This window comes from Streptomyces sp. NPDC000075, from assembly GCF_040301925.1.
In the GTDB taxonomy this organism is placed as follows: Bacteria; Actinomycetota; Actinomycetes; order Streptomycetales; family Streptomycetaceae; genus Streptomyces; species Streptomyces polychromogenes.
Map to the genome: position 1 here is coordinate 58,242 of NZ_JBEPFL010000022.1, position 22,791 is coordinate 81,032.

A 22,791-nucleotide genomic window follows, 5' to 3' on the forward strand; every position below is an offset into this window, starting at 1 on the left:
ATTCATGACGGACGAGGGAAGGGCACGGGGACGTGGCTAGGGTTCGGACAGGGGTACGCGTCGTCGGCGCCGTCCTCGCGGCGGTACTGGGGGCCTCCCTCGCGGGCTGCAGCAGCACGGGCGGCAAGCGTGCCGAGGAACGGGCGAAGGCCGCGGAGGCGGGCCGGCCCGCCGTGTCCACGCCGCGCTGGACCTTCGCGATGGTCACGCACGCGGGCGACGGCGACACCTTCTGGGACATCGTCCAGAAGGGCGCCAAGGAGGCCGCGGCGAAGGACAACATCAACTTCGTCTACTCCCACGACGACCAGGCACAGCAGCAGGCCCAGTTCGTGCAGAACGCCATCGACCAGAAGGTCGACGGGATCATCGTCAGCCTCGCCAAGCCCGAAGCCCTCAAGGACGTCGTCGGCAAGGCCGTGAAGGCGGGGATCCCCGTGATCACCGTCAACTCCGGCTCCGCCCAGTCGGCCGAGTACGGGGCGCTGGCCCACATCGGCCAGGACGAGGAGATCGCCGGTGAGGCCGTCGGCACCGAGATGACCAAGCGGGGCCTGAAGAAGGCCGTCTGCGTCCTGCACGAACAGGGCAACGTCGGCCACGAGCAGCGCTGCGCCGGGGCGAAGAAGACCTTCGGCGGCAGTATGGAGAACCTCTACGTCGAGGGCACCAACATGCCCTCCGTCCAGGCCGCGATGCAGGCCAAGCTCCAGGCCGACCCCTCCATCGACGCCGTCCTGACCCTCGGCGCCCCCTTCGCCCCCACCGCCGTCAAGGCGAAGCAGGCCGCGGGCAGCAAGGCCGAGGTGGACACCTTCGACCTCAACGAGTCCGTCGCCCGCGACCTGAAGTCCGGCGCCCTCGGCTTCGCCGTCGACCAGCAGCCCTACCTCCAGGGGTACGAGGCCGTCGACCTGCTGTGGCTCTACCGCTACAACGCCGACGTGCTCGGCGGCGGCCGCCCGGTGCTGACCGGTCCGCAGATCGTCACCGCGGACCAGGCCGCCAAGCTGGAGTCCTTCATCAAGCGGGGCAGCCGATGAGCGCCGCCGCCCCGCCGGCCGACGAGCGGCTCGCGCCCGTCTCCCCCGTGCGCCGGCTGCTGGGCCGCCCCGAGCTGGGCGCGGTCGTCGGCGCCGCCGCCGTCTTCGTGTTCTTCTCGTTCGCCGCGGACAGCTTCCTGAAGGCCTCCAGCCTCAGCACGGTCCTCTACTCGGCCTCCACCATCGGGATCATGGCGGTCCCGGTGGCCCTGCTGATGATCGGCGGCGAGTTCGACCTGTCCGCCGGCGTCATGGTGACCACGTCGGCGCTGTTCAGCTCGATGTTCAGCTACCAGATGACCGCCAACGTCTGGGTCGGCGTCGGGGTGTCCCTGCTGGTCACCCTGGCCCTCGGCTTCTTCAACGGGTTCATGCTCACCCGCACGAAGCTGCCCAGCTTCATCATCACGCTCGGCACCTTCCTGATGCTGACCGGCCTGAACCTCGGCTTCACCAAACTGATCAGCGGCACCGTCTCCACCAAGACCATCGCCGACATGGAGGGCTTCCCCTCCGCCCGCGCGCTGTTCGCCTCCCAGTGGAACGTCGGCTCGGTCACCCTCAAGGTCACCATCCTGTGGTGGCTGGCCCTCGTCGCCGTCGCCACCTGGATCCTGCTGCGCACCCGCGCCGGGAACTGGATCTTCGCCGTGGGCGGCGGGGCCGACGCGGCCCGCGCCACCGGCGTCCCCGTCGTCAAGACCCGCATCGGGCTCTACATGGGCGTCGCGCTGTGCGCCTGGATCTCCGGGCAGCACATCCTCTTCTCCTTCGACGTCGTCCAGTCGGGGGAGGGCGTCGGCAACGAGTTCCTGTACATCATCGCGGCCGTCATCGGCGGCTGCCTGATGACCGGCGGCTACGGCTCGGCGATCGGTTCGGCCGTCGGCGCGTTCATCTTCGGCATGGCCAGCAACGGCATCGTCTACGCCCAGTGGAACCCGGACTGGTTCAAGTTCTTCCTCGGCGCCATGCTGTTGCTCGCCACGCTGCTCAACGCATGGGTCCGCAAGCGGGCGGAGGCACGGTCATGAGCACGCCCCTGGTCAAGCTGACCGGAGTCAGCAAGTACTACGGCAGCATCCGCGCCCTGCGCGACGTCTCCCTGGAGGTCTCGGCGGGCGAGATCACCTGCGTGCTGGGCGACAACGGCGCCGGGAAGTCCACCCTCATCAAGATCATCGCGGGGCTGCACCGGCACGACGCCGGCACCTTCGAGATCGAGGGCGAGCCGACCGTGCTGGCCAACCCGCGCGCCGCCCTCGACCGCGGCATCGCCACCGTCTACCAGGACCTCGCCGTCGTCCCCCTGATGCCGGTCTGGCGCAACTTCTTCCTCGGCTCCGAGCCCACCAGGGGCCGCGGCCCCTTCCGCCGCCTCGACGTGGCACACATGCGCGAGACCACCCGCACCGAGCTGCTGCGCATGGGCATCGACCTGCGCGACGTCGACCAGCCCATCGGCACCCTGTCCGGCGGCGAGCGCCAGTGCGTGGCCATCGCCCGCGCCGTGTACTTCGGCGCCAAGGTCCTCGTCCTGGACGAGCCCACCGCCGCGCTCGGCGTGAAGCAGTCCGGCGTGGTCCTCAAGTACGTCGCCGCCGCCCGCGACGCCGGCCTCGGCGTGGTCCTCATCACCCACAACCCGCACCACGCCCACCTGGTCGGCGACCGCTTCGTGCTCCTCAAGCGCGGCGCCATGGCGGGCAGCCACACCCGGGACTCGATCACCCTCGACGAGCTCACCCGGCAGATGGCGGGGGGCTCGGAGCTGGACGAGCTGAGCCACGAACTGGAGCGGGTGGCAGAATCAGGACCGGACACCCCGTCCGGCTCCACCCCCGGCACCCCCGCCACCCCCGCCACCGCCTCCGACAGGGACGACACGACTCGATGACCACCTACCGGGACTTCTCGCTCACCCACCGCGGGTCGGCGCGAGGCACCGTCCTGCGGACCATCGGGACCCGTGAGCGCCGGTCGCACCTGACCGCCCCCCGCGTCCCGACGGTCGGCATCGACATCGGCGGCACCAAGGTGATGGCAGGCGTCGTCGACGCCGACGGGGTCATCCTGGAGAAGATCCGCACCGAGACCCCGGACAAGTCCAAGAGCCCCAAGGTCGTCGAGGACACCATCGCCGAGCTGGTCCTGGACCTCTCCGACCGGCACGACGTGCACGCGGTGGGCATCGGCGCGGCCGGCTGGGTCGACGCCGACCGCTCCCGCGTCCTGTTCGCCCCCCACCTGGCCTGGCGGGACGAGCCCCTGCGCGACGCCCTCCAGTCCCGCCTCGCGGTCCCGGTCATGGTGGACAACGATGCCAACACCGCCGCCTGGGCCGAATGGCGCTTCGGCGCCGGCCGCGGCGAGGACCACCTGGTCATGATCACCCTGGGCACCGGCATCGGCGGGGCCATCCTGGAGGGCGGCCAGGTCAAGCGCGGCCGCTACGGGGTGGCCGGCGAGTTCGGCCACATGCAGGTCGTCCCCGGCGGACACCGCTGCCCCTGCGGCAACCGCGGCTGCTGGGAGCAGTACAGCTCCGGCAACGCCCTGGTCCGCGAGGCCCGGGAGCTGGCCGCCGCCGACTCCCCGGTCGCGCACGACATCATCGCCCGGGTCGGCGGCAACGTCCACGAGATCACCGGGCCGCTCATCACCGAGCTGGCCCGCGAGGGCGACGCCATGTGCGTCGAGCTGCTCCAGGACATCGGCCAGTGGCTCGGCGTCGGCATCGCCAACCTCGCCGCCGCCCTCGACCCCTCGTGCTTCGTCATCGGCGGCGGCGTCAGCGCGGCCGACGACCTGCTCATCGGCCCCGCCCGGGACGCCTTCCGGCGCCACCTCACCGGCCGCGGCTACCGCCCCGAGGCCCGCATCGCCAAGGCCGAGCTGGGCCCGGAGGCGGGCATGGTCGGCGCCGCCGACCTCGCCCGGCTCGTCGCCCGCCGCTTCCGGCGCGCCACCCGCCGCCGGGTCGAGCGCTACGAGCGCTACGCGCAGTACGGCCGGCGCGGCGCCGCCGCCGGCCCCGAGGAGCAGGAACAGCAGTGACACCGCCCATCTTGCCCCGCCAGGCCTCCTCGCCCGAGGCGGGCGGCGGCCGGCCTCCCACCGCCGAGGAGCGGCGCAGCACCGTGCGCCGGCGCTGGGTCACCGCGCTCATCATCCTGCTGCTCATCGGCGTCCCGGCCGGCTACCTGGCCATCTCCGCCCAGCAGAGCCGCGAGAGCGGCCGGGACAAGGCCGCCCGGGTCGGCGCCGCCAAGGTGCGCCCCGACTGGCCGTCCAAGGTGCAGCGCAGCATCTACGAGGTCCCGATCCCGCTGATGGCGTCCCACGTCGGCTACCTGGAGACCAACAACTGGCACACCAGCCGGCTGTACGTGCAGTTCCAGGTCACCCCGGAGCAGCTGGACGCCTTCCTGGCCGACGTCGGCACCAGCCGCGGGGCGCTCACCCCCGGGGTCTCGGTCTCCGAGCGCGACGCGCAGGTCGCGGGCTGGAGCTGGAGCCCCGCGCACCAGTGGTCCGGGGTCACCCTGGAGGCCGAGGATCCGCGGCCCACCCGTGACGTCACCGTCGACTTCACCAACCCGGCCGCCCCCCGGGTCTACGTGGTCTCCACCACCGTCCCGTAACCGGGGCGGCATAGGGTGGGGATCATGAAGCTCACCAAACGGCTCCACTCCTGCGTCCAGTTGGAGAAGGACGGGCACACGCTCGTCATCGACCCGGGCGTCTTCAGCGAACCCGACGCCGGCCTCGGGGCGGACGTCCTGCTGGTCACCCACGAGCACCCCGACCACTTCGACGAGGGCCGGCTGCGGGCCGCCCTCGACGCGAACCCGGCGGCGGCCCTGTGGACCCTGCGCAGCGTCGCGGAGCGGATGGCGGCCGCCTACCCGGGCCGGGTGCACACCGTCGGCCACGGCGACACCTTCACCGCCGCCGGCTTCGAGGTGCAGGTCCACGGCGAGCTGCACGCCGAGATCCACCCGGACCTCCCGCGCGTCACTAACGTCGGCTACCTGGTCGAGGGCTCCCTCTTCCACCCCGGGGACGCGCTGACCGTCCCGGACGCCCCCGTCGACACGCTGATGCTGCCGGTGCACGCCCCCTGGAACAAGATCGCCGAAGTGGTCGACTACGTCCGCGAGGTCAAGCCGCGCCGGGCGATCGACATCCACGACGCCTACCTCGCGGACATCGCCCGGCCGATCTACGACTTCACCCTGGACAACCTCGGCGGCGCCCCGCACAGCCGCCTCGGGGCAGGCGAGAGCGCCGCCCTCTGACCGTCAGTGCCGGGCGGTAGGTTGGTGGACATGCGTATCGCCACGTTCAACGTCAACTCGATCACCGCCCGGCTGCCCCGCCTGCTCGCCTGGCTGGAGGCCTCCGGCACCGACGTGCTGTGCGTCCAGGAGACCAAGTGCACGGCGGAGCAGTTCCCGGCCGACGCGCTGCGCGAGCTGGGCTACGAATCGGCGGTCAACGCCACCGGCCGGTGGAACGGCGTCGCCCTGCTCTCCCGCGTCGGGCTGGAGGACGTCGTCGTCGGGCTGCCCGGCGGCCCGGACTACGAGGGCGTCCAGGAGCCCCGCGCCATCTCGGCGACCTGCGGCGGGGTGCGCCTGTGGTCGGTGTACGTGCCCAACGGCCGCGAGATCGAGCACGACCACTACGGCTACAAGCTGGACTGGTTCCGCGCCCTGACCGCCGCCGTCGCCGAGGACGCGGCCGGCCCGCGCCCCTTCGCGGTGCTCGGCGACTACAACGTGGCCCCCACCGACGAGGACGTGTACGACCCGGCCGTCTTCGAGGGCCTCACCCACGTCACCCCGGCCGAGCGGGCCGCCCTGGAGGCGCTGCGCGGCGCCGGCCTGTCCGACGTGGTGCCCCGCCCCCTGAAGTACGACCGCCCGTACACGTACTGGGACTACCGCCAGCTCTGCTTCCCCAAGAACAGGGGCATGCGCATCGACCTGGTGTACGGCAACGAGCCCTTCGCGAAGGCGGTCAAGGACGCCTACGTGGACCGCGAGGAGCGCAAGGGCAAGGGCGCCTCCGACCACGCGCCGGTCGTGGTCGACCTCGATCTGTAGGAGATCTCCGGAAGGACCGCGGATCGGGGCGCGCCCTGTGGCCAGCGGGGGATCCTGGTGCCAGGCTGGTCGGTATGCACATCCCCTTCCTGGCCAACTGGCTGCACCGGGACGAGACGGTACGGGGCGCGGTGGGACTCGCCGCCGCCCTCGAGGACGACCCCGAGGGCATCGGCGAGCTGTTCGCGGAGTGCGAGCTGCTGCGCTCGCAGGCGAGGGCGGCGGGGCTGGAACTCGACCAGACCCCGGCCTCGTTGGAGGCGCTCGACCAGCTGATGCCCCGCTGGCGGCGCGACCCCGAGGCGGCGCCCTGGCTGGGCAACGACGCGGGCTTCTACCTGGGGACCGTGATCGTCCGCAGCATCCCGGGGACCGCCTGGCAGGTCCGGCCGAACGGCCAGCCCGTGATCCGGCTGGCCTCGGGGCGGGAGCTGGGCGTGGTCGAGTCGGGGGTGTCCTGGGCGATGACGGGTTCCCCGGAGCTCAGCCAGGCCTACGCCGAGGCCTCGGAGGGCTGACCCTTCCGCTCGATTAAAGGGTCAATGTACTTTATGTACCTTTCGGGCGTGTCGAAGTGAAGTCCCCTTCGGCGGCTGGATAGTTTGCGCTGACCTCGACACACCGACAAGTGGGCAGGGCAGCGTATGGCCGTCGATCCGTTGATCGAGCTGCGGGACGTCAACAAGCACTACGGGAATCTGCACGTCCTCCAGGACATCAACCTCACCGTCGGCCGCGGGGAGGTGGTGGTGATCATCGGCCCCTCCGGCTCCGGGAAGTCCACCCTCTGCCGGACCATCAACCGCCTGGAGACCATCGGCTCCGGCGAGATCCTCCTGGACGGCCGCCCCCTGCCGGCCGAGGGCAAGGAACTGGCCCGGCTGCGCGCCGAGGTCGGCATGGTCTTCCAGTCCTTCAACCTCTTCGCGCACAAGACCGTCCTCGCCAACGTCTCCCTGGCCCAGATCAAGGTCAGGAAGCGGGGCAGGGAGGAGGCCGACAAGCGCTCCCGGGAGCTCCTCGACCGGGTCGGCCTCGCGAGCCAGGCCGAGAAGTTCCCCGCCCAGCTCTCCGGCGGACAGCAGCAACGCGTGGCCATCGCCCGCGCCCTGGCCATGAACCCCAAGGCCCTGCTCTTCGACGAGCCCACCTCCGCCCTCGACCCCGAGATGATCAACGAGGTGCTGGAGGTCATGCAGCAGCTCGCCGCCGAGGGCATGACCATGGTCGTGGTCACCCACGAGATGGGCTTCGCCCGCTCCGCCGCCAACCGCGTCGTGTTCATGGCCGACGGCAGGATCATCGAGGACCGCACCCCCGAGGAGTTCTTCACCGCCCCCGAGAGCGAACGGGCCCGGGACTTCCTCTCCAAGATCCTCAAGCACTGAGGGGCGGCCCGATGAAGCACACCCTGCGCGCCCTCGCCCTGGCCCTCGTCCTCCTCACGGCCGCCTCCGGCTGCGGCAGGAGCGGCAGTCCGCCGGTCAAGGGGCCGCAGCCCGAGGACCTGCCCGTCTACCACGTGGACACCGGCTTCACCCTGCCCGCCTCGCCCACCTGGGAGAAGGCCAGGAGGCGCGGACACCTCGTGGTCGGCGCCAAGGAGGACCAGCCGTACATGGGGGAGAAGGACCCCGCCACCGGCCGCTACTCCGGCTTCGACATCGAGATCGCCAGGATGATGTCCGCCTTGCTCGGCTTCGACCCCAAGGGCATCGAGTTCAAGACGATCGCCTCCGCCAACCGCGAGACGGCCCTGCAGAACGGCCAGATCGACTACTACGTGGGCACCTACACGATCAACGACAAGCGCAAGAGGCAGGTCGGCTTCGCCGGGCCCTACTTCATGGCCGGCCAGTCCCTGCTGGTCCGCCGCGGCGAGAAGGACGTCAAGGGCCCCGAGGACCTCGCCGGCAAGCGCGTCTGCTCGGCCGCCGGCTCCACCCCGTACCAGCGCCTCCAGAAGGACTACCCCCGGGCGGTGCTCGTCGCCTACGACACCTACTCGGTCTGCGTGGACAACCTGCTGACCTACCAGGTCGACGCCGTCTCCACCGACGACTCCATCCTCCTCGGCTACGCCGCCAAGGTCCCCGACGAGCTCAAGGTCGTCGGAAAGCCCTTCTCCCAGGAGCCCTACGGCATCGGCGTCCCCCGCTCCGACAACGCCCTGCGCTTCGCCCTCGACGACGCCCTGGAGGCGCACGAGAGGAACGGCGACTGGAAGAAGGCCTACGAGGCCACGCTCGGCCTCTCCGGCCAGCCCGCCCCGAAACCGCCCGCCATCGACCGCTACCCCGCGGGCTGAGGGGAGAGCGCACACCGTGCACGTACTCACCGACAACTTCGCGCTCTACGGCAAGGGCTTCCTCGGCACCGTCGAACTCACCGTCTACGCCTCGCTCGTCGCCCTGGTCCTCGGCTTCCTGATGGCCTCCTTCCGCGTCGCGCCCGTCGGCTCCTTCCGGGTCCTCGGCACGGTCTGGGTGACCGTGCTGCGCAACACCCCGCTGACCCTGCTCTTCTTCGCCGTGCTGCTGGGCCTGCCCCGCTTCGGGCTGGTCCTGCCCTTCCAGCTCTTCGCCGTCCTCGCCCTCGGCTGCTACACCTCCGCCTTCATCTGCGAGGCGCTGCGCTCGGGCATCAACACCGTGCCCAAGGGGCAGGGGGAGGCCGCCCGCAGCCTCGGGATGAGCTTCGGGCAGACCCTGGGAACGGTCGTGCTCCCGCAGGCCTTCCGCTCCGTCGTCCCGCCCATCGGCTCCACGCTGATCGCCCTCGCCAAGAACTCGGCCATCGCCGGCGCCTTCAGCGTCACCGAGCTGCTGGGCACCTACAAGACCCTCAACGAGCTGGGCTACGGCATCATCTGGACCTTCGTCTGGATCGCCGTGGGCTACCTGATCATCACCCTGTCCATCAGCGCGCTCTTCAACGTGCTGGAGAAGCGCTACGGAGTCGCCCGATGACCGCGCACGCGCTGCACGGGGACCAGGAGTCCACCGCCCTCTACGACCTGCCCGGCCCGAACACCCTGCGCCGCCACTTCCTCTACGGAGTCCTCTCGACGGTGGTGATCCTCGGCCTGCTCGCCTGGATCCTGTACCTGCTCTTCGACACCCACCAGTTCACCGCCGCCAAGTGGCGTCCCTTCGCCTACGAGGGCATCCAGGACCTGCTGCTCAAGGGCCTGGGCAACACCCTCAAGGCCTTCCTGTACGCCTCGGTGCTCTCCCTGGTGCTCGGCGCGGTGCTGGCCACCGGCCGGCTCTCGGTGCACCGGCCGCTGCGCTGGCCGGCCACGCTGTGCGTGGAGTTCTTCCGGGCCATGCCGGTCCTGGTGATGATCTTCTTCATCTTCGTCGCCCTGAAGGTGCAGCCGCTGCCCGCGCTGGTGGCGGGGCTGACCCTGTACAACGGCTCGGTGCTGGCCGAGGTCTTCCGTACGGGCGTCAACTCCGTGGAGCGGGGCCAGCGCGAGGCGGCGTACGCGCTCGGCATGCGCAAGACGCAGGTGATGACCTTCGTCCTGGCCCCGCAGGCCGTCCGGGCGATGCTGCCCACGATCATCAGCCAGCTGGTGGTGGCCCTGAAGGACACCTCGCTCGGCTTCCTGATCACCTACGAGGAGTTCCTGCACGCGGGCAAGCTGATCGCCTCGAACCTGGACTACGACCTGCCGTTCATCCCCGTCGTGATGGTCATCTCGCCGATCTACATCGGGATGTGCATGCTGCTGTCCTGGTTCGCCACCTGGGTGGCCCGGCGCGAGCGCCGCAGCCTCAAGACCCGGGCCGTCGAGGTCGCCCCCGCCGAGCCGGGGCCGGTGCTGCCGGGGAGGTAGGCGCGCGGCCCCCCGGCAGCGGCCGGCGATCACTGCTCGCGCAGGGGCACCGAGAGGTACGAGGGGTCGGTGCGCGGCGAGGAGAAGGTCAGCTGCGCGCCGGTGGGGTTGTGCTCGATGTAGAGCGGGTCGACCGTGTCGACGACGAGGGCGAGGCGGTGGCCCGCGGGGACGTCGTAGGCGGTGGAGAAGAGGTCCAGGTCCACGCCGAAGGACTGCCCGGGGGCCTTCCCGTGGAAGGTGTACGGGGCGTTGCTGACCAGCTTGCCGATGCCGAGCGGGCCGACGTCGTAGAGGTAGGCGACGAAGGTGCCGTCGCCCTTGGTGGGGGTGACGGTGGTGTGCAGGCGGACGGTGCCGCGGATGCGGCGTTCCCGCTCGTAGCGCGGGGACTGCCAGACGGCGGCGAAGGCGCGGGGGAGCAGGGGGACGGAGGCGACCGGGGGTGCCTGGGCGAACTGGTCGAGGACGCTGGAGAGGAAGATCACCCCGCCGTTCGCGCCGGAGTCGACGTTGGCCCACACGTGCTCGCCGTCGGCGAGCGGGAGCCTCTCCTGTCCGCCGGAGCCGACCTCCTTCCAGTCGGCGTAGCCCTCGTAGCCGCCGGTGCTGCGGGACTTGATCTGGACGGGGGCCTCGGTGTCCACGCCGTTGCGCTCGCCCTTGAGGTAGCGGTCGAACCAGCGGTGGGCGTGGGTCCAGGTGTCGTTGGGCAGGCCGAGGAGGCCGGTGGCCTCGGCGGTGGCGTGGTCGCCGGGGCGGAACTCCAGGCGCTTGGGGCCGGTGAGCTTCTCGAAGAAGTCCGCGTACTGGTTGGGCGGGAAGACGGTGTCTCCCCAGGCGTTGCCCAGCATGACCGCGGCGCCGTTGGCGTTGATCCGGTCGATCTGCTCGGAGGCGGAGCGCTTCTTCCCCCACTCGATCATCGCCGGTTCGTTCTCCAGCTTCGAGCCGAGGAAGTCCCCGAGGATCTGCTGGAGTTCGGGGCCGGGCCGGCCGGTGAGGTAGCCGGCGGCGCCGAGCATGCCGGCGGCCTGGAGGTGCTGGGTGCGGCCGGAGTAGATGGACTCGATCAGGTCGGCCCAGCCGCTGAGCGCGACCACGGCCTTGACGCGGGGGTCGTGCGCGGAGGCCAGCAGGCTGATGCCCGCGCCGTAGGAGACCCCGCCCAGGCCCACGCGGGCGGGGTCGGCGGGGGCGTGGGCGAGGGCCCAGTCGATGACGGCGGAGACGTCGGCGATGTCCGCCGGTCCGGCCGTCTCGATCTGCCCGCCGGAGAGCCAGAACCCGCGGGAGGTGTAACCGACCACGACGTAGCCGGAGTCGGCGAGCTGCTTGGCCTGGGCGAGGTATTCGACCTGCGGCATGCCCCAGCTGGTGGGGAGCACGATCAGCGGGTACCTGCGGCCGGGCTCGGCGCCGGCCGGGGTGAAGAGGTTGCCCTTGAGGGTGATGCCTCCGGAGCCGGGGATGTCGTGGAAGCTCAGGTCCGACGACGCCCGGAGGGGCGCCTGCGGGGCGGTGGCCGTGGCCGCCCGGGCCTGATGGGGGGCCAGGCTCAGGGCGGTCGCCGCGATCAGGGCGGCCGCGGCCGCTGCGGTGTGGGGGCGGGCTCTCATCGAACGCTCCTCGCGTGCGCCGGTGTCCGAAAGTGACCCGACGGTAACGGGAGTGGCTTACCCAAGGTAACCCGCCAGTAAGTTACGTAGCGGTAACAATTGGCGGAACGTCAGGTTCCGGGTGCCCGTACCGGGCCGCGCTCAGCCCGCCTGGGTGGCACCGGTCAGCGCGCTCTTGGCCTTCCACTGGTCCCAGGTCAGGTTCCACTCGCCGTAGCCGTTGCCGAGGTCCGCCTTGCCCTTCGAGCCGCTGCCGACCACCTCCAGGGGGTCGCCCGGCTGCACCTGCTCGTATACGGCCTTGGCGTTGGCGTCGCTCATCCCCACGCAGCCGGAACTGGTGTTGGCCTTGCCGAACTTGTCGGCGTTCCACGGGGCGGCGTGCACGTACATGCCCGACCAGGTCAGCCGCATCGAGTAGTCGACCATCTTGGCGTAGGCGTCGCCGAGGCCCACCGTCTGGGAGTCCATGAAGATGGTGCCCTCCTTCGCCATCAGCACCATCTTCCCGGACCAGGAGGCCTTCTCGCCGCCCGGCGTACCCGCCGAGACGGGAACCGTCCTGACGACCTGGCCGTCCTCGGTGATGGACATCTTCTTCGTGTCGAGGCTGACCTCCATCCGGCGGTCCTTGCCTATCTTGAACTCGGTGGTGTAATCGCGGGCGAAGAGTCCGCCGCCGGCGCCGGAGTCCACACCGTTCAGGTTCATTTCCACCTTCACGTCGGTGCCGGACTTCCAGTAGTCCTTGGGCCGCCAGTCCACCCGGTCGTTGCCGGAATAGTCCTTCAACCAGCCCCAGGACCCCTCGGTGTTGTTCGAGGTGGTCACCTTCAGCTGCTTCTCGACCTCGGCCTTGTTCTTCACCGGATTGTCGAAGACCAGCGAGACCGGCATCGCGATCCCGACCGTGCTGCCCTTCGCGATGTTGATGGAGACCTTGTTCACCTTGTCGGCGGCCGAGGTCTTGAACTGCGTGCCCGCGCTCTGGCTGTCGGTGTTCTGCGCCTCGACCTTGTAGTCCGTGTTCGGCGCGGCGTTGCGGCCCGAGGTCCAGCTCCTGCCGTCGGCGGCGATCTGCCCGGCCAGTTCCCCGCCCTTGCCGTCCGTCACCTTCACCTGTGCCAGCTTGCCGTCGGCGATCGTCACCTTGACCGGCTCACCTGACTTGACCTGGCCGTCCGTCAGGTTCACCGACACGGCCATGGGGGCCTTGTTCTTCGCGTCCGCGGCCTTGCCGCCGCCGTCCGCACCGTCGCCGGAGCCGCCCGAGCAGGCGGTCAGCGCGGCGGCCAGCAGCGCGGTGCCGGCGAGCGCGGCATGGCGGACCCGGCGGCGCGGGAGTGCGGTACGGCGTGAGCGGCTCAAGGAAAATCCCTCCGAAGCATTGATCGTCCACAGGGAAGGAGTGAACGGGATGACTTTAGGTTGCGCATTCCCCGGAAAATCTGTTTTTCCCGGCTGTGACATGGGCCGCAGCGAAACGGTTGCCGAACGGTCACATTCCGCTTCTGCGTGGGCCTATGACCGGTTCTCACGGGCCGTGGCCGAAAGTGGCGTCGGCTCCGGATAAAGGACCTTCGGCTCGGCGGAAAGAGCCGAATGGCATCTTCCGGATGTGAATTGCGGTGCGGGGGGCGGCCGCCGCTCCGGGTACCCTCCAACCTTCGACCCCCGCACCCGAACCCCGGGAGACCGCCCGTGACCGCCACCGACACCAGGCCCGCCTCAGCGGAGCACCCCGCTCCGGCGAAGACCTCGGTGCTGCGCAGCGGCGCCCTGATGGCGGCCGGCTCCGTCGTCTCCCGCGCCACCGGCTTCGTCCGCTCCGCCGTGGTCCTGGCCGCGCTGGGCACCGGGTTCCTCGGGGACGGCTACGCCGTCGCCAACACGGTCCCGAACATCATCTACATGCTGCTCATAGGCGGGGCGCTCAACGCCGTCTTCGTCCCCGAACTCGTACGCGCCGCCCGGCAGCACCGCGACGGCGGGACCGCGTACACCGACCGGCTGCTGACCGCCTGCACGGCGGCGCTCCTCGTGCTCACCGCCGTCGCCGTCCTCGCCGCCCCGCTCGTCGTCGACGCGTACACCCCCGCCTCCTACACCGACGCGCAGCGGAGCACGGTCGTCGCCCTCGCCCGGTTCTGCCTGCCGCAGATCCTCTTCTACGGGCTGTTCACCCTGCTCGGCCAAGTGCTCAACGCCCGCGGCCGCTTCGGCGCGATGATGTGGACCCCCGTCCTCAACAACCTCGTGATCATCGCCGTCTTCGGCTGGTTCCTGAAGGCCTCCCTCGGCGGCGACGGCCTCACCTCCGCGGAGACCCGGCTGCTGGGTCTCGGCACCACCGCCGGGATCGTCGTCCAGGCCCTCGCCCTGGTCCCCGCGCTGCGCGCCGCCCGCTTCCGCTGGCGCCCGCGCTTCGACTGGCGCGGCAGCGGCCTCACCCGCCCCCTGCGCAACGCGGGCTGGCTGGTCATGCTCGTCCTCACCAACCAGTTCGCCTACTGGGTGGTGACCAAGCTCTCCACCACCGTCCAGAACCGGCCGGGCGGCTCCGGCTTCGGCTACGCCGCCTACACCAGCGCCTACCAGCTGTGGGTCGTCCCGCAGGGCATCGTCACCGTCTCCCTGGTCACCGCCCTCATGCCCCGGATGAGCTCGGCCGCCGCCGGCGCGGACCTCGGCTCCGTCCGTGCCGACGTCTCCTACGCCCTGCGCTCCAGCGCCGCCTTCGTCCTGCCCGCCGCCGCCCTCTTCGCCGCCCTCGCCCCGTGGATCATGGACTGCGTCTCCGGGTACGGAGAGGTCACCCCCGACGGGGTCGCCGCCATGGCGGGCATGCTCATCGCCTTCGCCCCCGGCCTGGTCGCCTACTCCGCCCAGTACGTCCTCGCGCGCGGCTTCTACGCCCTCTCCGACACCCGCACCCCCTTCTTCCTCAACCTGGTCATCGTCGCCCTCAACGCCGGGCTCTCCTACGCCGCCTACCTGCTCCTGTCGCCCCGCTGGGCCGTCACCGGCATGGCCGCCGCCACCTCCCTCGCCTTCATCGGCGGCGCCGCCGTCACCGCGTACGCCCTCTCCCGCCGGCTCGGCCCGCGCACCGGCCCCCGCGCCGCCACCGCCCTGCGCACCCACCTGCGGCTGCTCGCCGCCTGCCTGCCCGCGGCCGCCGCCGGGTACGGGGCCGCCCGCGCCGCCGACGGCCTCGGCGCGTTCGCGGCCGCCGCCGCGGGAACCGCGGCCCTGGCCCTGGTCGTCGTACTCCTCGCCAGGCCCCTGCGCCTGACCGAGATCACCGACCTGCTGGACTCCCTGCGCCGCAAGACCGGCCGATAGGGGGAGGAAAGGCGGCAGACCACCTTGGGATACTGGACCGGATGCCACGCGTACTGCTGATCGAGGACGACCCTTCCATCCGGGAAGGAGTCGCCCTCGGCCTGCGCCGCAGAGGCCACGAGGTCAGAGCCGCCGGCACCGGCGAGGAGGGCCTGGCCCTGACCGGCGCCTTCCACCCCGAGCTGGTCCTCCTCGACCTGATGCTCCCCGGCGTCAACGGCGTCCAGGTCTGCCGCCGGATCCGCGAGACCAGCCTCGTCCCGATCATCATGCTCACCGCCCGCGGCGACGACTTCGACATCGTCGTCGGCCTGGAGGCCGGAGCCGACGACTACATCGTCAAACCCGCCCGCACCGACATCATCGAAGCCAGGATCAAGGCCGTCCTGCGCCGCCGCCCCGACACCCCCGGCCGCCCCGGCGTCGAACGGCACGGCGAGCTCACCGTCGACCGCGCCGGCCTGACCGCCGCCAGGAACGGCGAACGGCTCGCCCTCGCCCCCAGCGAGATCAAACTCCTGCTCCACCTGTCGGCCAGCCCCGGACAGGTCTTCTCCCGCCAGCAGCTCCTGGAGAACGTGTGGGAGCACAGCTACCACGCCGACGCCCGGCTCGTGGACGCGTGCGTCCGCCGGCTGCGCCACAAGATCGAGGACCCCGCCCACGGCCCCCGCTACATACAGACGGTGCGGGGCTTCGGCTACCGCTTCGGGCCGCTCTAGGAGACCGTTGTGCCCAGCCGCGCGCCGTTCGGCCTGCGCACCCGCCTGATCGCCGCCTTCCTCCTGGTCGCCGCGATCTGCGCGGTCAGCACCGCCGCCCTCACCTACCGGCAGGCGCGCAGCGCCGTCCTCACCCAGAGCCAGGACACCGCCGTCAGCACCCTGCGCGACCAGCTGGAGGCCGTGGCCCTGACCCTCCCGCTGGACCAGCGCCAGCTCCAGCGCGTCGTCGACGACCTCGGCCGGCGCGGCAAACCCCACCCCTGGGTGGTCTTCGGCGAGTACGGCACCCTGCGCGCCTCCTCCGCCGACCTCGGCGCACCCGTCTCCGACGTCCTCACCGACACCCTCCGCGACCAGGTCTCCCACCACCCCCACGGGGCCTTCCAGCGGGTGACGGACGACCGGGGCGAGCCCTACCTGACCATCGGCATGCCCGCCGTCTTCCTCCACAACGGAGCCCGCGAGGCCACCGGCGCCGTCCTCTACGCCGTCATGCCGCTCTCCACCGAACAGCAGACCGTCGACGCCATGGTCCAGGCCGCCAAACAGGGCGCCGTCCCGGGCCTGGCGATCTCCGTGGTGCCCGCCCTGCTCGCGGCCCGCAGCGTACTGCGGCCCGTGCGGGACATGCGGCGCGCCGCCCAGAACCTGGGCCGCGGCCGCCTGGACACCCGCATCGAGGTCCGCGGCGCCGACGAACTGGCCGGCCTGGCCCGCACCTTCAACGAGACCGCCGGCGCCCTGGAGGAGTCCGTCGCCGAACTGCGGGAGGCCGAGGCGCGGGCCCGCCGCTTCGCCGCCGACGTCTCCCACGAGCTGCGCACCCCGCTCGCCGGGATGCTCGCCGTCACCGAGGTCCTCGACGAGGACGCCGAGCAGCTCGACCCCGACACCGCCAAGGCCCTGCGCCTGATCAGCGCCGAGACCGGGAAACTCGCCGTCCTCGTCGAGGACCTGATGGAGATCTCCCGCTTCGACGCCCGCGCCGCCGGCCTCAACCTCGACGACGTGGACGTCGGCGAAGCCGTCGGCAAGACCCTCCAGCGCCGCCACTGGGACGACGACCGCGTCACCACCCGCCTGCCGGAAGGGGTCCGGGCCCGCCTCGACCCCCGCCGCTTCGACGTCGTCCTCGCCAACCTCGTCGGCAACGCCCTGCGGCACGGCGCCGCCCCCGTACGGATCACCGCGCGCACCGCGCCCCACCCGGAGGGCGAACGCCTCGTGGTGGAGGTCGCCGACAGCGGACCCGGCATCGCCGCCGGGGCGCTGCCGCACATCTTCGACCGGTTCTTCAAGGCCGACGCCGCCCGCACCCGCTCCACCGGCAGCGGCCTCGGGCTCGCCATCAGCCTGGAGAACGTCCGCCTCCACGGCGGCACCCTCACCGCGGCCAACGCCCCGGAGGGGACGGACACCTACGGGGGAGCGGTCTTCACCCTCGACATGCCCCTGGAGGCGCCCGCATGAGCCGGCCGCTCCCGCGCCCCGCCGTGGCCGCCGCCCTGCTGGCCCCGCTGCTGGCGGCCACCGCCTGCGGGATCAAGCCCACCGGGGTCGTGGAGAGCGGCGCCGCCGCGCGGGTCGCCGTCGCGCGGGCCGGCGGCTCCATGGCCTACTTCGTCACCCCCGACGGCCGCCTCGCCCCCGCCCCGCAGCCCGAGTACACCCAGGGCGGGCCTCGGGGGAGCGTGGTCGGGCTGCTGCGCGGACCCGGATCGGCGGAGCGGGAAGCGGGGCTGGGCACCCGGGTGCCGGTGATCGGGGAGGAGGCCGCCGAGGGCGGGGTCGCCGTCGTCGTGACCGACCGGCTGGAGGTGCGCCTGCCCTTCCCCGTCGCCGGCCTCGACCCGCTGGGCCGCCGCCAGCTGGTGTGCAGCGCCCTGTCCACCGTGGACCCCCGGTACGAGGTGGCCCTGCGCGGCACCGACACCACCCTGCCCCCGGCCCGCTGCGACGCGGGCCACTGAGCCGGGCGGCGGGCTGCCGCCGTCTTGTGGGCGCGGCCGGTGTGACGTCACGGTGTGGACCATGGAACCCGCCGCACCCGATTCCGCCGTATCCGATGCCGCCGCACCCGGCACCGCCGCCCCGGCCGGCCGCCGCCCGCCCGGCGTGCCCGACGTGTTCGACCCGCGCCTCTACGCCCGGGGCATCCCGCACGAGCGGTACCGCCTCCTGCGCGACCTCCACCCCGTGGCCCGGCAGGAGGAGCCTGAGGTGCTGGGGTGGCCCGCCGGGCCCGGTTTCCGGGCCGTCACCCGGCACGCCGACGTGGTCCGCGTCCTGCGCGACCACACCACCTACTCCTCCTGGCTCGGAGCCACCCAGATCCGTGACCCCGACCCCGCCGACCTGCCCTTCCTGCGGCGCACCATGCTCAACCAGGACCCTCCCGAGCACGGCCGGCTCCGCCGCCTCGTCTCCCGGGCCTTCACCCCCGCCCGGGTCGACGCCTTCGCCGGCCGGGTCCGCGAACGCGCCCGTACCCTCCTGGCCGCCGCCCGGGACGGCGCCGAGGACGGGGCCGCCGACATCGTGCGGACCGTCACCGACGAGTACGCCCTGCTCAACCTCACCGACCTGCTCGGCGTCCCCGCCTCGGACCGGGGCCTGCTGCTGGAGTGGACCGTCCGGGTCATCGGCTACCAGGACCCCGAGGACGCCCCCGACCCCCTCCTCGGCCCCGACGGGAAACCCCTCAACCCGCGCTCGCCGGCCCTGCTGGGCGAGATGTTCGGCTACGCCAGCGAACTCGCCGCGCACAAGCGCGAGCACCCCGGCGATGACGTGATGACCGTCCTCGCCCAGGCCGGCCTGGACCCCGCCGAGCTGGAGATGTTCTTCTTCCTGCTGACCGTCGCGGGCAACGACACCGTGCGCGGCGCCGCCCCCGGTGGCCTCCTCGCCCTGGCCCGCGACCCCGGCGCCTACCGCACCCTCGCCGACGGCGGCGCGCCGCCCGCCCGGGCCGTCGAGGAACTCCTGCGCGTCCACCCGCCGGTGCTCAGCTTCCGCCGCACCGCCGCCCGCGACACCGAACTCGCCGGGACCCGGATCCGCGCGGGCGAGAAGGTGGTGGTCTTCCACGCCTCCGCCAACCACGACGAACGCGTCTTCACCGACCCGTACCGCCTCGACCTCGGCCGTTCCCCGAACCCGCACGTCTCCTTCGGCGACGGCCCCCACGTCTGCCTCGGCGCCCACTTCGCCCGGCTCCAGCTGCGCACCCTCTACGAGGAGTGGTGCACGACGATGCCCGCGCCCGAACTCGCCGGCGAGCCCCGCCGGCTGGTCTCCAACTTCATCAACGGCATCACGCGGCTGCCGCTGCGGGTGTCCGGGCCGCGGCGGTGACGTCCGCCACCAGCTCCGTCACATCGGGCCCGTACGCATCGGAGTTGACCACCTTCAGCAGCAGGCAGAAGGAGGCCCCGCGATGGGTGCGGGCCAACCGCTCGTGGTTGCGGGCCAGATAGCGGGCCGCGGCCTGGTTGCTGTTGGCGGTCTGCCCCGACAGCAGGAACACCGGCCGCGAGCCCTGCCCGCTCGTCAGCCGCGCCAGCAGCACGTACTCGACGAGCCCGGGCTCCCAGCGGTACGCCTCCCCGCCGACGGTGATCGCCCCCCGGTCCGGCCCGGCCTCGGTGGAGAGGTCCACCCGGACACCCGGCAGCATCGCGTGCAGGTGCGCCACCGTACGGGAGTTGGAGGCGGGCCCGCCGACGCAGAACTCGGCGCGCTCGCCGAACCCCTGGCGGGCCTCGTGGGTGACGATCCGCACCGTCGCCCCGCAGTCCTTGATCAGGGCGGATATCTCCAGCAGCGCGAAGGCGTCGCTGCGGTGCAGCGAGGACTCCGTGCCGCCCATCTGCCGGTTGGCCACGAACAGGCAGTCGGATCCGGACGGCAGCCCGAAGAAGGCCTGCTTGCGGCGCAGCGCCCGGCGCCACAGGTACGTCCTGGTGAACCAGCCGGAGCCGCCGCTGATGGCGGTGGCCACCACTCCGAGCACGATGTTGCGCACGTCGTCGTTCATGCGGCGGATGGTAGCCGTCACACCACCTTCATGACGTGGGGGGTGCGGCGAAGCTAGGCTTCCGCACGGTGATCTGACAGGCAGTCGACTGGAGGAACCGGATGCGCGCTTCCGCAGCACGTCAGTTAGCGTTCGCAGCCCTCGCCGGGGCGCTCGTCTCCACCGGAGCCGCCGCTCCGCCGTCAACGGCCCCCGCCCCGCCCAAAGTGCCGGTGGCCGTCGGCTACGGAGGGGCCGTCGCCAGCGTCGACGCCGACGCCTCGGCGGCCGGGATCGCCGTCCTGCGGGCCGGGGGCAACGCCGTGGACGCGGCGATCGCCACCGCCGCCGCGCTCGGGGTCACCGAACCGTACTCCGCCGGCATCGGCGGCGGCGGGTACCTCGTCTACTACGACGCCGCCTCCCACCGGGTGCAGACCGTCGACGGCCGCGAGACCGCCCCCGCCACGGCCACCGAGACCCTGTTCCAGGAGAACGGCGCCCCCATCCCCTTCGAAGAGGGCCAGACCAGCGGCCGCTCCGTCGGCGTACCCGGCACCCCCGCCACCTGGAAGACCGCACTCGACGCCTGGGGCACCAAGCCCCTGTCCCAGCTCCTGCGCCCGGCCGAGAAACTGGCCCGCGACGGCTTCACCGTCGACGCCACCTTCCGGGCCCAGACCGAGGCCAACCAGGGCCGCTTCAGGGACTTCCCCGCCACGCGCGAGCTGTTCCTGCCCGGCGGGCAGCTGCCCGCCGTCGGCTCGGTCTTCAAGAACCCCGACCTCGCGGCCACCTACGCCGAACTCGCCCGCAAGGGCACCGGCGCGCTCTACCGGGGGCCGATCGCCGACGACATCGTCAAGGCCGTCCGCACGCCCCCGGTCGACCCGGCCGCCACGCGCAAGGTCCGCTCCGGCGACCTGACCGCCGCCGACCTGCGCGCGTACGGGACCAAGCGGCAGGCGCCGACCCTGGTGAACTACCGCGGCCTGGACGTCTACAGCATGGCGCCCTCCTCCTCCGGCGGCACCACCGTCGGCGAGGCGCTGAACATCCTGGAACGCACCGACCTGTCGAAGCTGTCCGAGGCCCAGTACCTGCACCGGTTCATCGAGGCCTCCCGGATCTCCTTCGCCGACCGGGGCCGCTGGGTCGGCGACCCGGCCGCCCAGTCCGTCCCGACCCGCGAACTGCTCTCGCAGCGGTACGCCGACTCGCGCGGCTGCCTCATCACCCCGGACAAGGCCCTGACCAGCCCGCTGGCCCCCGGCGACCCGCGCCACCCGGCCCCCTGCGGCGGCACCGGCCAGGCCGCGCCGACCACCTACGAGGGGGAGAACACCACGCACCTGACGGTCGCCGACCGCTGGGGCAACGTGGTCTCGTACACGCTGACCATCGAGTCCACGGGCGGCAGCGCCATCACCGTCCCGGGGCGCGGCTTCCTGCTCAACAACGAGCTGACCGACTTCTCCTTCGCCCCGGCCGCCCCCGGCGTCCCGGACCCGAACCTGCCCGGCCCGGGCAAGCGGCCGCGCTCGTCCATGTCCCCGACGATCGTCCTCGACCACGGCCGCCCGGTCCTGGCCGTCGGCTCCCCGGGCGGGGCGACGATCATCACCACGGTGCTGCAGACCCTGCTCGGCCACCTGGACCGGGGTCTGCCGCTGGTCGACGCGATCAAGGCGCCGCGCGCCAGCCAGCGCAACCAGACCACGACCGAGCTGGAACCCGCGCTGTGGAACAGCCCGCTGCGCACCGAACTGGAGGGCCTGGGCCAGGCGTTCCGGCAGAACCCGGAGATCGGCGCCGCGACCGGCGTCCAGCGGCTCCCGGACGGGCGCTGGCTGGCGGCCGCCGAGACCACCCGGCGGGGCGGGGGCTCGGCGATGGTCGTGCACCCGCAGGGGAGGCCGTAGCGCTCACAGGGCGGTGAGGATCCTGGGGCCGCCGGCGGTGATCGCGACCGTGTGCTCCACGTGCGCGGCGCGCGAGCCGTCGGTGGTGCGCAGGGTCCATCCGTCGGGGTCGCAGACGTAGTCGTCCCCGCCGCCCGCGATCAGCATCGGCTCGATCGCCAGGACCATGCCGGGGCGCAGCCTCATGCCGCGCCCCGGCGGGCCCTCGTTGGGGACGCCCGGGTCCTCGTGCATGCCGCGGCCCACGCCGTGTCCGCCGAAGCCCTCCGGGATGCCGTAGCCGGCGGCGCGGCAGACGCTGCCGACGGCGTGCGCGATGTCGCCGATCCGGTTGCCGGGGACGGCGGCGGCGATACCGGCCGCCAGGGCCGCCTCGGCGGTGGCGATCAGCCGCAGGTCGGCGGGGCGGGCCCGGCCGACGGTGAAGCTGACGGCCGCGTCGCCGACCCAGCCGCGCAGCCTGGCCCCGCAGTCGATGCTGACCAGGTCGCCGTCGCGCAGCCGGTAGTCGCCGGGGACGCCGTGCACGATCGCGTCGTTCACCGACGCGCACACCACCGCCGGGAAGGGCACCGGGGCGAAGTGCGGGCGGTAGCCGAGGAAGGGGGAGGTGGCCCGGGCCTCCCGCAGGACCGCGCGGGCCACCGCGTCCAGCTCCAGGAGGGACGTGCCGACCCGGGCGGCCTCCCGTACGGCCGTCAGGGCGTGCGCGACCACCCGGCCGGCGGCACGCATCTCGTCGATCGCTTCGTCCGTCTTCAGGTGCACCATGCCGATAACTATACCGGTATAAGTTTAACGGGATAGTTATCGGCGCGCGGGGTAGGATGGCGGCATGGTGCGAACCCCCCTGACCCCCGAAGAGCGCGAGCGCGGCGAGCGGCTGGGTGCGCTGCTGCGCGAGGCGCGCGGCGGCCGCAGCATGGTCGAGGTCGCCGCCGGCGCGGGCCTCTCGCCCGAGACCCTGCGCAAGATCGAGACGGGCAGGGCCCCGACCCCGGCCTTCTTCACGGTCGCCGCCCTCGCCGGCGCGCTCGGCCTCTCGCTGGACGAGGTCGTACGCCGCTGCGCGCTGGTCCCGGCCTGACGGCCGCCGCCCGCTCCGCTCCGGCCGACGCGGGTTCGCCGTCAAGGCTTGAGACTCCCGTAGCGCGCCCGTAACAC

The 22,791-nt window shown here is 72.3% G+C and carries 23 protein-coding genes; 19 read left to right on the top strand and 4 right to left on the bottom strand.

Features of this window, described 5'->3' with window-relative positions; translation table 11 throughout:
- The first annotated feature begins 32 nt into the window (after window positions 1-32).
- The 12 genes from ABT403_RS24480 (at window position 33) to ABT403_RS24535 (ending at window position 9,998) form a co-directional block, all read left to right on the top strand.
- Window positions 33-1,043 (top strand): sugar ABC transporter substrate-binding protein, encoded by a 1,011-nt coding sequence (locus ABT403_RS24480; RefSeq protein WP_344166348.1) that lies wholly within the window; start codon window positions 33-35, stop codon window positions 1,041-1,043.
- Entirely contained in the window at window positions 1,040-2,077 is a 1,038-nt protein-coding gene (locus tag ABT403_RS24485) for an ABC transporter permease (protein WP_344166349.1), read from the top strand. The genes ABT403_RS24480 and ABT403_RS24485 overlap by 4 nt, the downstream gene beginning before the upstream one ends.
- Window positions 2,074-2,940, top strand: a complete 867-nt coding sequence (locus tag ABT403_RS24490; protein ID WP_344166350.1) for an ATP-binding cassette domain-containing protein — start codon at window positions 2,074-2,076, stop codon at window positions 2,938-2,940. Before ABT403_RS24485 ends, ABT403_RS24490 begins: the two co-directional genes overlap by 4 nt.
- Complete coding sequence (locus ABT403_RS24495) at window positions 2,937-4,100, top strand: ROK family glucokinase (RefSeq protein ID WP_344166351.1); 1,164 nt, start codon at window positions 2,937-2,939, stop codon at window positions 4,098-4,100. Before ABT403_RS24490 ends, ABT403_RS24495 begins: the two co-directional genes overlap by 4 nt.
- A complete protein-coding gene (locus ABT403_RS24500; protein ID WP_344166352.1) occupies window positions 4,097-4,687 on the top strand; it encodes a hypothetical protein in 591 nt (196 codons plus the stop codon). Before ABT403_RS24495 ends, ABT403_RS24500 begins: the two co-directional genes overlap by 4 nt.
- A gap of 24 nt (window positions 4,688-4,711) precedes the next feature.
- Window positions 4,712-5,344 (top strand): MBL fold metallo-hydrolase, encoded by a 633-nt coding sequence (locus tag ABT403_RS24505; RefSeq protein ID WP_344166353.1) that lies wholly within the window; start codon window positions 4,712-4,714, stop codon window positions 5,342-5,344.
- A gap of 30 nt (window positions 5,345-5,374) precedes the next feature.
- Window positions 5,375-6,154 carry an exodeoxyribonuclease III gene (locus ABT403_RS24510; RefSeq protein ID WP_344166354.1) on the top strand — a complete coding sequence of 260 codons (780 nt, stop codon included), beginning with the start codon at window positions 5,375-5,377 and terminating at the stop codon, window positions 6,152-6,154.
- A 74-nt stretch (window positions 6,155-6,228) separates the two neighbouring features.
- Window positions 6,229-6,672, top strand: a complete 444-nt coding sequence (locus ABT403_RS24515; RefSeq protein WP_344166355.1) for a DUF6278 family protein — start codon at window positions 6,229-6,231, stop codon at window positions 6,670-6,672.
- A gap of 126 nt (window positions 6,673-6,798) precedes the next feature.
- The gene (locus ABT403_RS24520) at window positions 6,799-7,542 is read left to right on the top strand and encodes an amino acid ABC transporter ATP-binding protein (protein WP_344166356.1); all 744 of its coding nucleotides are present in this window, start codon (window positions 6,799-6,801) and stop codon (window positions 7,540-7,542) included.
- 11 nt (window positions 7,543-7,553) lie between these two features.
- Window positions 7,554-8,462, top strand: a complete 909-nt coding sequence (locus ABT403_RS24525) for a glutamate ABC transporter substrate-binding protein (RefSeq protein WP_344166357.1) — start codon at window positions 7,554-7,556, stop codon at window positions 8,460-8,462.
- 16 nt (window positions 8,463-8,478) lie between these two features.
- A complete protein-coding gene (locus ABT403_RS24530; protein WP_344166358.1) occupies window positions 8,479-9,123 on the top strand; it encodes an amino acid ABC transporter permease in 645 nt (214 codons plus the stop codon).
- Window positions 9,120-9,998, top strand: a complete 879-nt coding sequence (locus ABT403_RS24535) for an amino acid ABC transporter permease (RefSeq protein ID WP_344166359.1) — start codon at window positions 9,120-9,122, stop codon at window positions 9,996-9,998. The genes ABT403_RS24530 and ABT403_RS24535 overlap by 4 nt, the downstream gene beginning before the upstream one ends.
- 29 nt (window positions 9,999-10,027) lie before the next feature.
- Here ABT403_RS24535 and ABT403_RS24540 read toward each other — a convergent pair whose 3' ends face one another.
- Complete coding sequence (locus tag ABT403_RS24540; protein WP_344166360.1) at window positions 10,028-11,617, bottom strand: CocE/NonD family hydrolase; 1,590 nt, start codon at window positions 11,615-11,617, stop codon at window positions 10,028-10,030.
- A gap of 141 nt (window positions 11,618-11,758) precedes the next feature.
- Window positions 11,759-12,985, bottom strand: coding sequence for a L,D-transpeptidase (locus ABT403_RS24545; protein WP_344166361.1), 1,227 nt, complete (start codon window positions 12,983-12,985; stop codon window positions 11,759-11,761).
- A 333-nt stretch (window positions 12,986-13,318) separates the two neighbouring features.
- Here ABT403_RS24545 and murJ point away from each other — a divergent pair, with 333 nt between their 5' ends.
- From murJ to ABT403_RS24570, 5 genes are all read left to right on the top strand, one after another.
- Window positions 13,319-14,962 (top strand): murein biosynthesis integral membrane protein MurJ, encoded by a 1,644-nt coding sequence (gene murJ, locus ABT403_RS24550; RefSeq protein ID WP_344166362.1) that lies wholly within the window; start codon window positions 13,319-13,321, stop codon window positions 14,960-14,962.
- 41 nt (window positions 14,963-15,003) lie between these two features.
- Complete coding sequence (locus ABT403_RS24555) at window positions 15,004-15,684, top strand: response regulator (RefSeq protein WP_344166363.1); 681 nt, start codon at window positions 15,004-15,006, stop codon at window positions 15,682-15,684.
- Window positions 15,685-15,693: 9 nt separating this feature from the next.
- Window positions 15,694-17,157, top strand: a complete 1,464-nt coding sequence (locus ABT403_RS24560; RefSeq protein ID WP_344166364.1) for an ATP-binding protein — start codon at window positions 15,694-15,696, stop codon at window positions 17,155-17,157.
- A complete protein-coding gene (locus ABT403_RS24565) occupies window positions 17,154-17,657 on the top strand; it encodes a hypothetical protein (RefSeq protein ID WP_344166365.1) in 504 nt (167 codons plus the stop codon). Before ABT403_RS24560 ends, ABT403_RS24565 begins: the two co-directional genes overlap by 4 nt.
- 61 nt (window positions 17,658-17,718) lie before the next feature.
- Complete coding sequence (locus ABT403_RS24570; protein WP_344166366.1) at window positions 17,719-19,044, top strand: cytochrome P450; 1,326 nt, start codon at window positions 17,719-17,721, stop codon at window positions 19,042-19,044.
- On the opposite strand, the gene ABT403_RS24575 is transcribed toward ABT403_RS24570, so the two are convergent.
- Window positions 19,004-19,726: a hypothetical protein gene (locus ABT403_RS24575; protein ID WP_344166367.1), complete on the bottom strand. Its 723-nt coding sequence runs from the start codon at window positions 19,724-19,726 to the stop codon at window positions 19,004-19,006. The genes ABT403_RS24570 and ABT403_RS24575 overlap by 41 nt on opposite strands.
- Before the next feature lie 101 nt (window positions 19,727-19,827).
- Between ABT403_RS24575 and ggt the strand changes: the two genes are divergently transcribed.
- Window positions 19,828-21,627 (top strand): gamma-glutamyltransferase, encoded by a 1,800-nt coding sequence (gene ggt / locus ABT403_RS24580; protein WP_344166368.1) that lies wholly within the window; start codon window positions 19,828-19,830, stop codon window positions 21,625-21,627.
- Between the two features lie 3 nt (window positions 21,628-21,630).
- On the opposite strand, the gene map is transcribed toward ggt, so the two are convergent.
- Window positions 21,631-22,398 (bottom strand): type I methionyl aminopeptidase, encoded by a 768-nt coding sequence (map, locus tag ABT403_RS24585; protein ID WP_344166369.1) that lies wholly within the window; start codon window positions 22,396-22,398, stop codon window positions 21,631-21,633.
- 64 nt (window positions 22,399-22,462) lie between these two features.
- Between map and ABT403_RS24590 the strand changes: the two genes are divergently transcribed.
- Entirely contained in the window at window positions 22,463-22,714 is a 252-nt protein-coding gene (locus ABT403_RS24590; protein WP_344166370.1) for a helix-turn-helix domain-containing protein, read from the top strand.
- The last annotated feature ends 77 nt before the right edge of the window (window positions 22,715-22,791 follow it).

Coding starts and splice junctions, on each gene's coding strand:
- ABT403_RS24485 (WP_344166349.1), top strand. CDS start 1,040: ATGAGCGCCGCCGCCCCGCCGGCCGACGAGCGGCTCGCGCCCGTCTCC.
- ABT403_RS24490 (WP_344166350.1), top strand. CDS start 2,074: ATGAGCACGCCCCTGGTCAAGCTGACCGGAGTCAGCAAGTACTACGGC.
- ABT403_RS24495 (WP_344166351.1), top strand. CDS start 2,937: ATGACCACCTACCGGGACTTCTCGCTCACCCACCGCGGGTCGGCGCGA.
- ABT403_RS24505 (WP_344166353.1), top strand. CDS start 4,712: ATGAAGCTCACCAAACGGCTCCACTCCTGCGTCCAGTTGGAGAAGGAC.
- ABT403_RS24510 (WP_344166354.1), top strand. CDS start 5,375: ATGCGTATCGCCACGTTCAACGTCAACTCGATCACCGCCCGGCTGCCC.
- ABT403_RS24515 (WP_344166355.1), top strand. CDS start 6,229: ATGCACATCCCCTTCCTGGCCAACTGGCTGCACCGGGACGAGACGGTA.
- ABT403_RS24520 (WP_344166356.1), top strand. CDS start 6,799: ATGGCCGTCGATCCGTTGATCGAGCTGCGGGACGTCAACAAGCACTAC.
- ABT403_RS24525 (WP_344166357.1), top strand. CDS start 7,554: ATGAAGCACACCCTGCGCGCCCTCGCCCTGGCCCTCGTCCTCCTCACG.
- ABT403_RS24535 (WP_344166359.1), top strand. CDS start 9,120: ATGACCGCGCACGCGCTGCACGGGGACCAGGAGTCCACCGCCCTCTAC.
- ABT403_RS24540 (WP_344166360.1), bottom strand. CDS start 11,617: ATGAGAGCCCGCCCCCACACCGCAGCGGCCGCGGCCGCCCTGATCGCG.
- ABT403_RS24555 (WP_344166363.1), top strand. CDS start 15,004: ATGCCACGCGTACTGCTGATCGAGGACGACCCTTCCATCCGGGAAGGA.
- ABT403_RS24565 (WP_344166365.1), top strand. CDS start 17,154: ATGAGCCGGCCGCTCCCGCGCCCCGCCGTGGCCGCCGCCCTGCTGGCC.
- ABT403_RS24570 (WP_344166366.1), top strand. CDS start 17,719: ATGGAACCCGCCGCACCCGATTCCGCCGTATCCGATGCCGCCGCACCC.
- ABT403_RS24575 (WP_344166367.1), bottom strand. CDS start 19,726: ATGAACGACGACGTGCGCAACATCGTGCTCGGAGTGGTGGCCACCGCC.
- ggt (WP_344166368.1), top strand. CDS start 19,828: ATGCGCGCTTCCGCAGCACGTCAGTTAGCGTTCGCAGCCCTCGCCGGG.
- map (WP_344166369.1), bottom strand. CDS start 22,398: ATGGTGCACCTGAAGACGGACGAAGCGATCGACGAGATGCGTGCCGCC.
- ABT403_RS24590 (WP_344166370.1), top strand. CDS start 22,463: ATGGTGCGAACCCCCCTGACCCCCGAAGAGCGCGAGCGCGGCGAGCGG.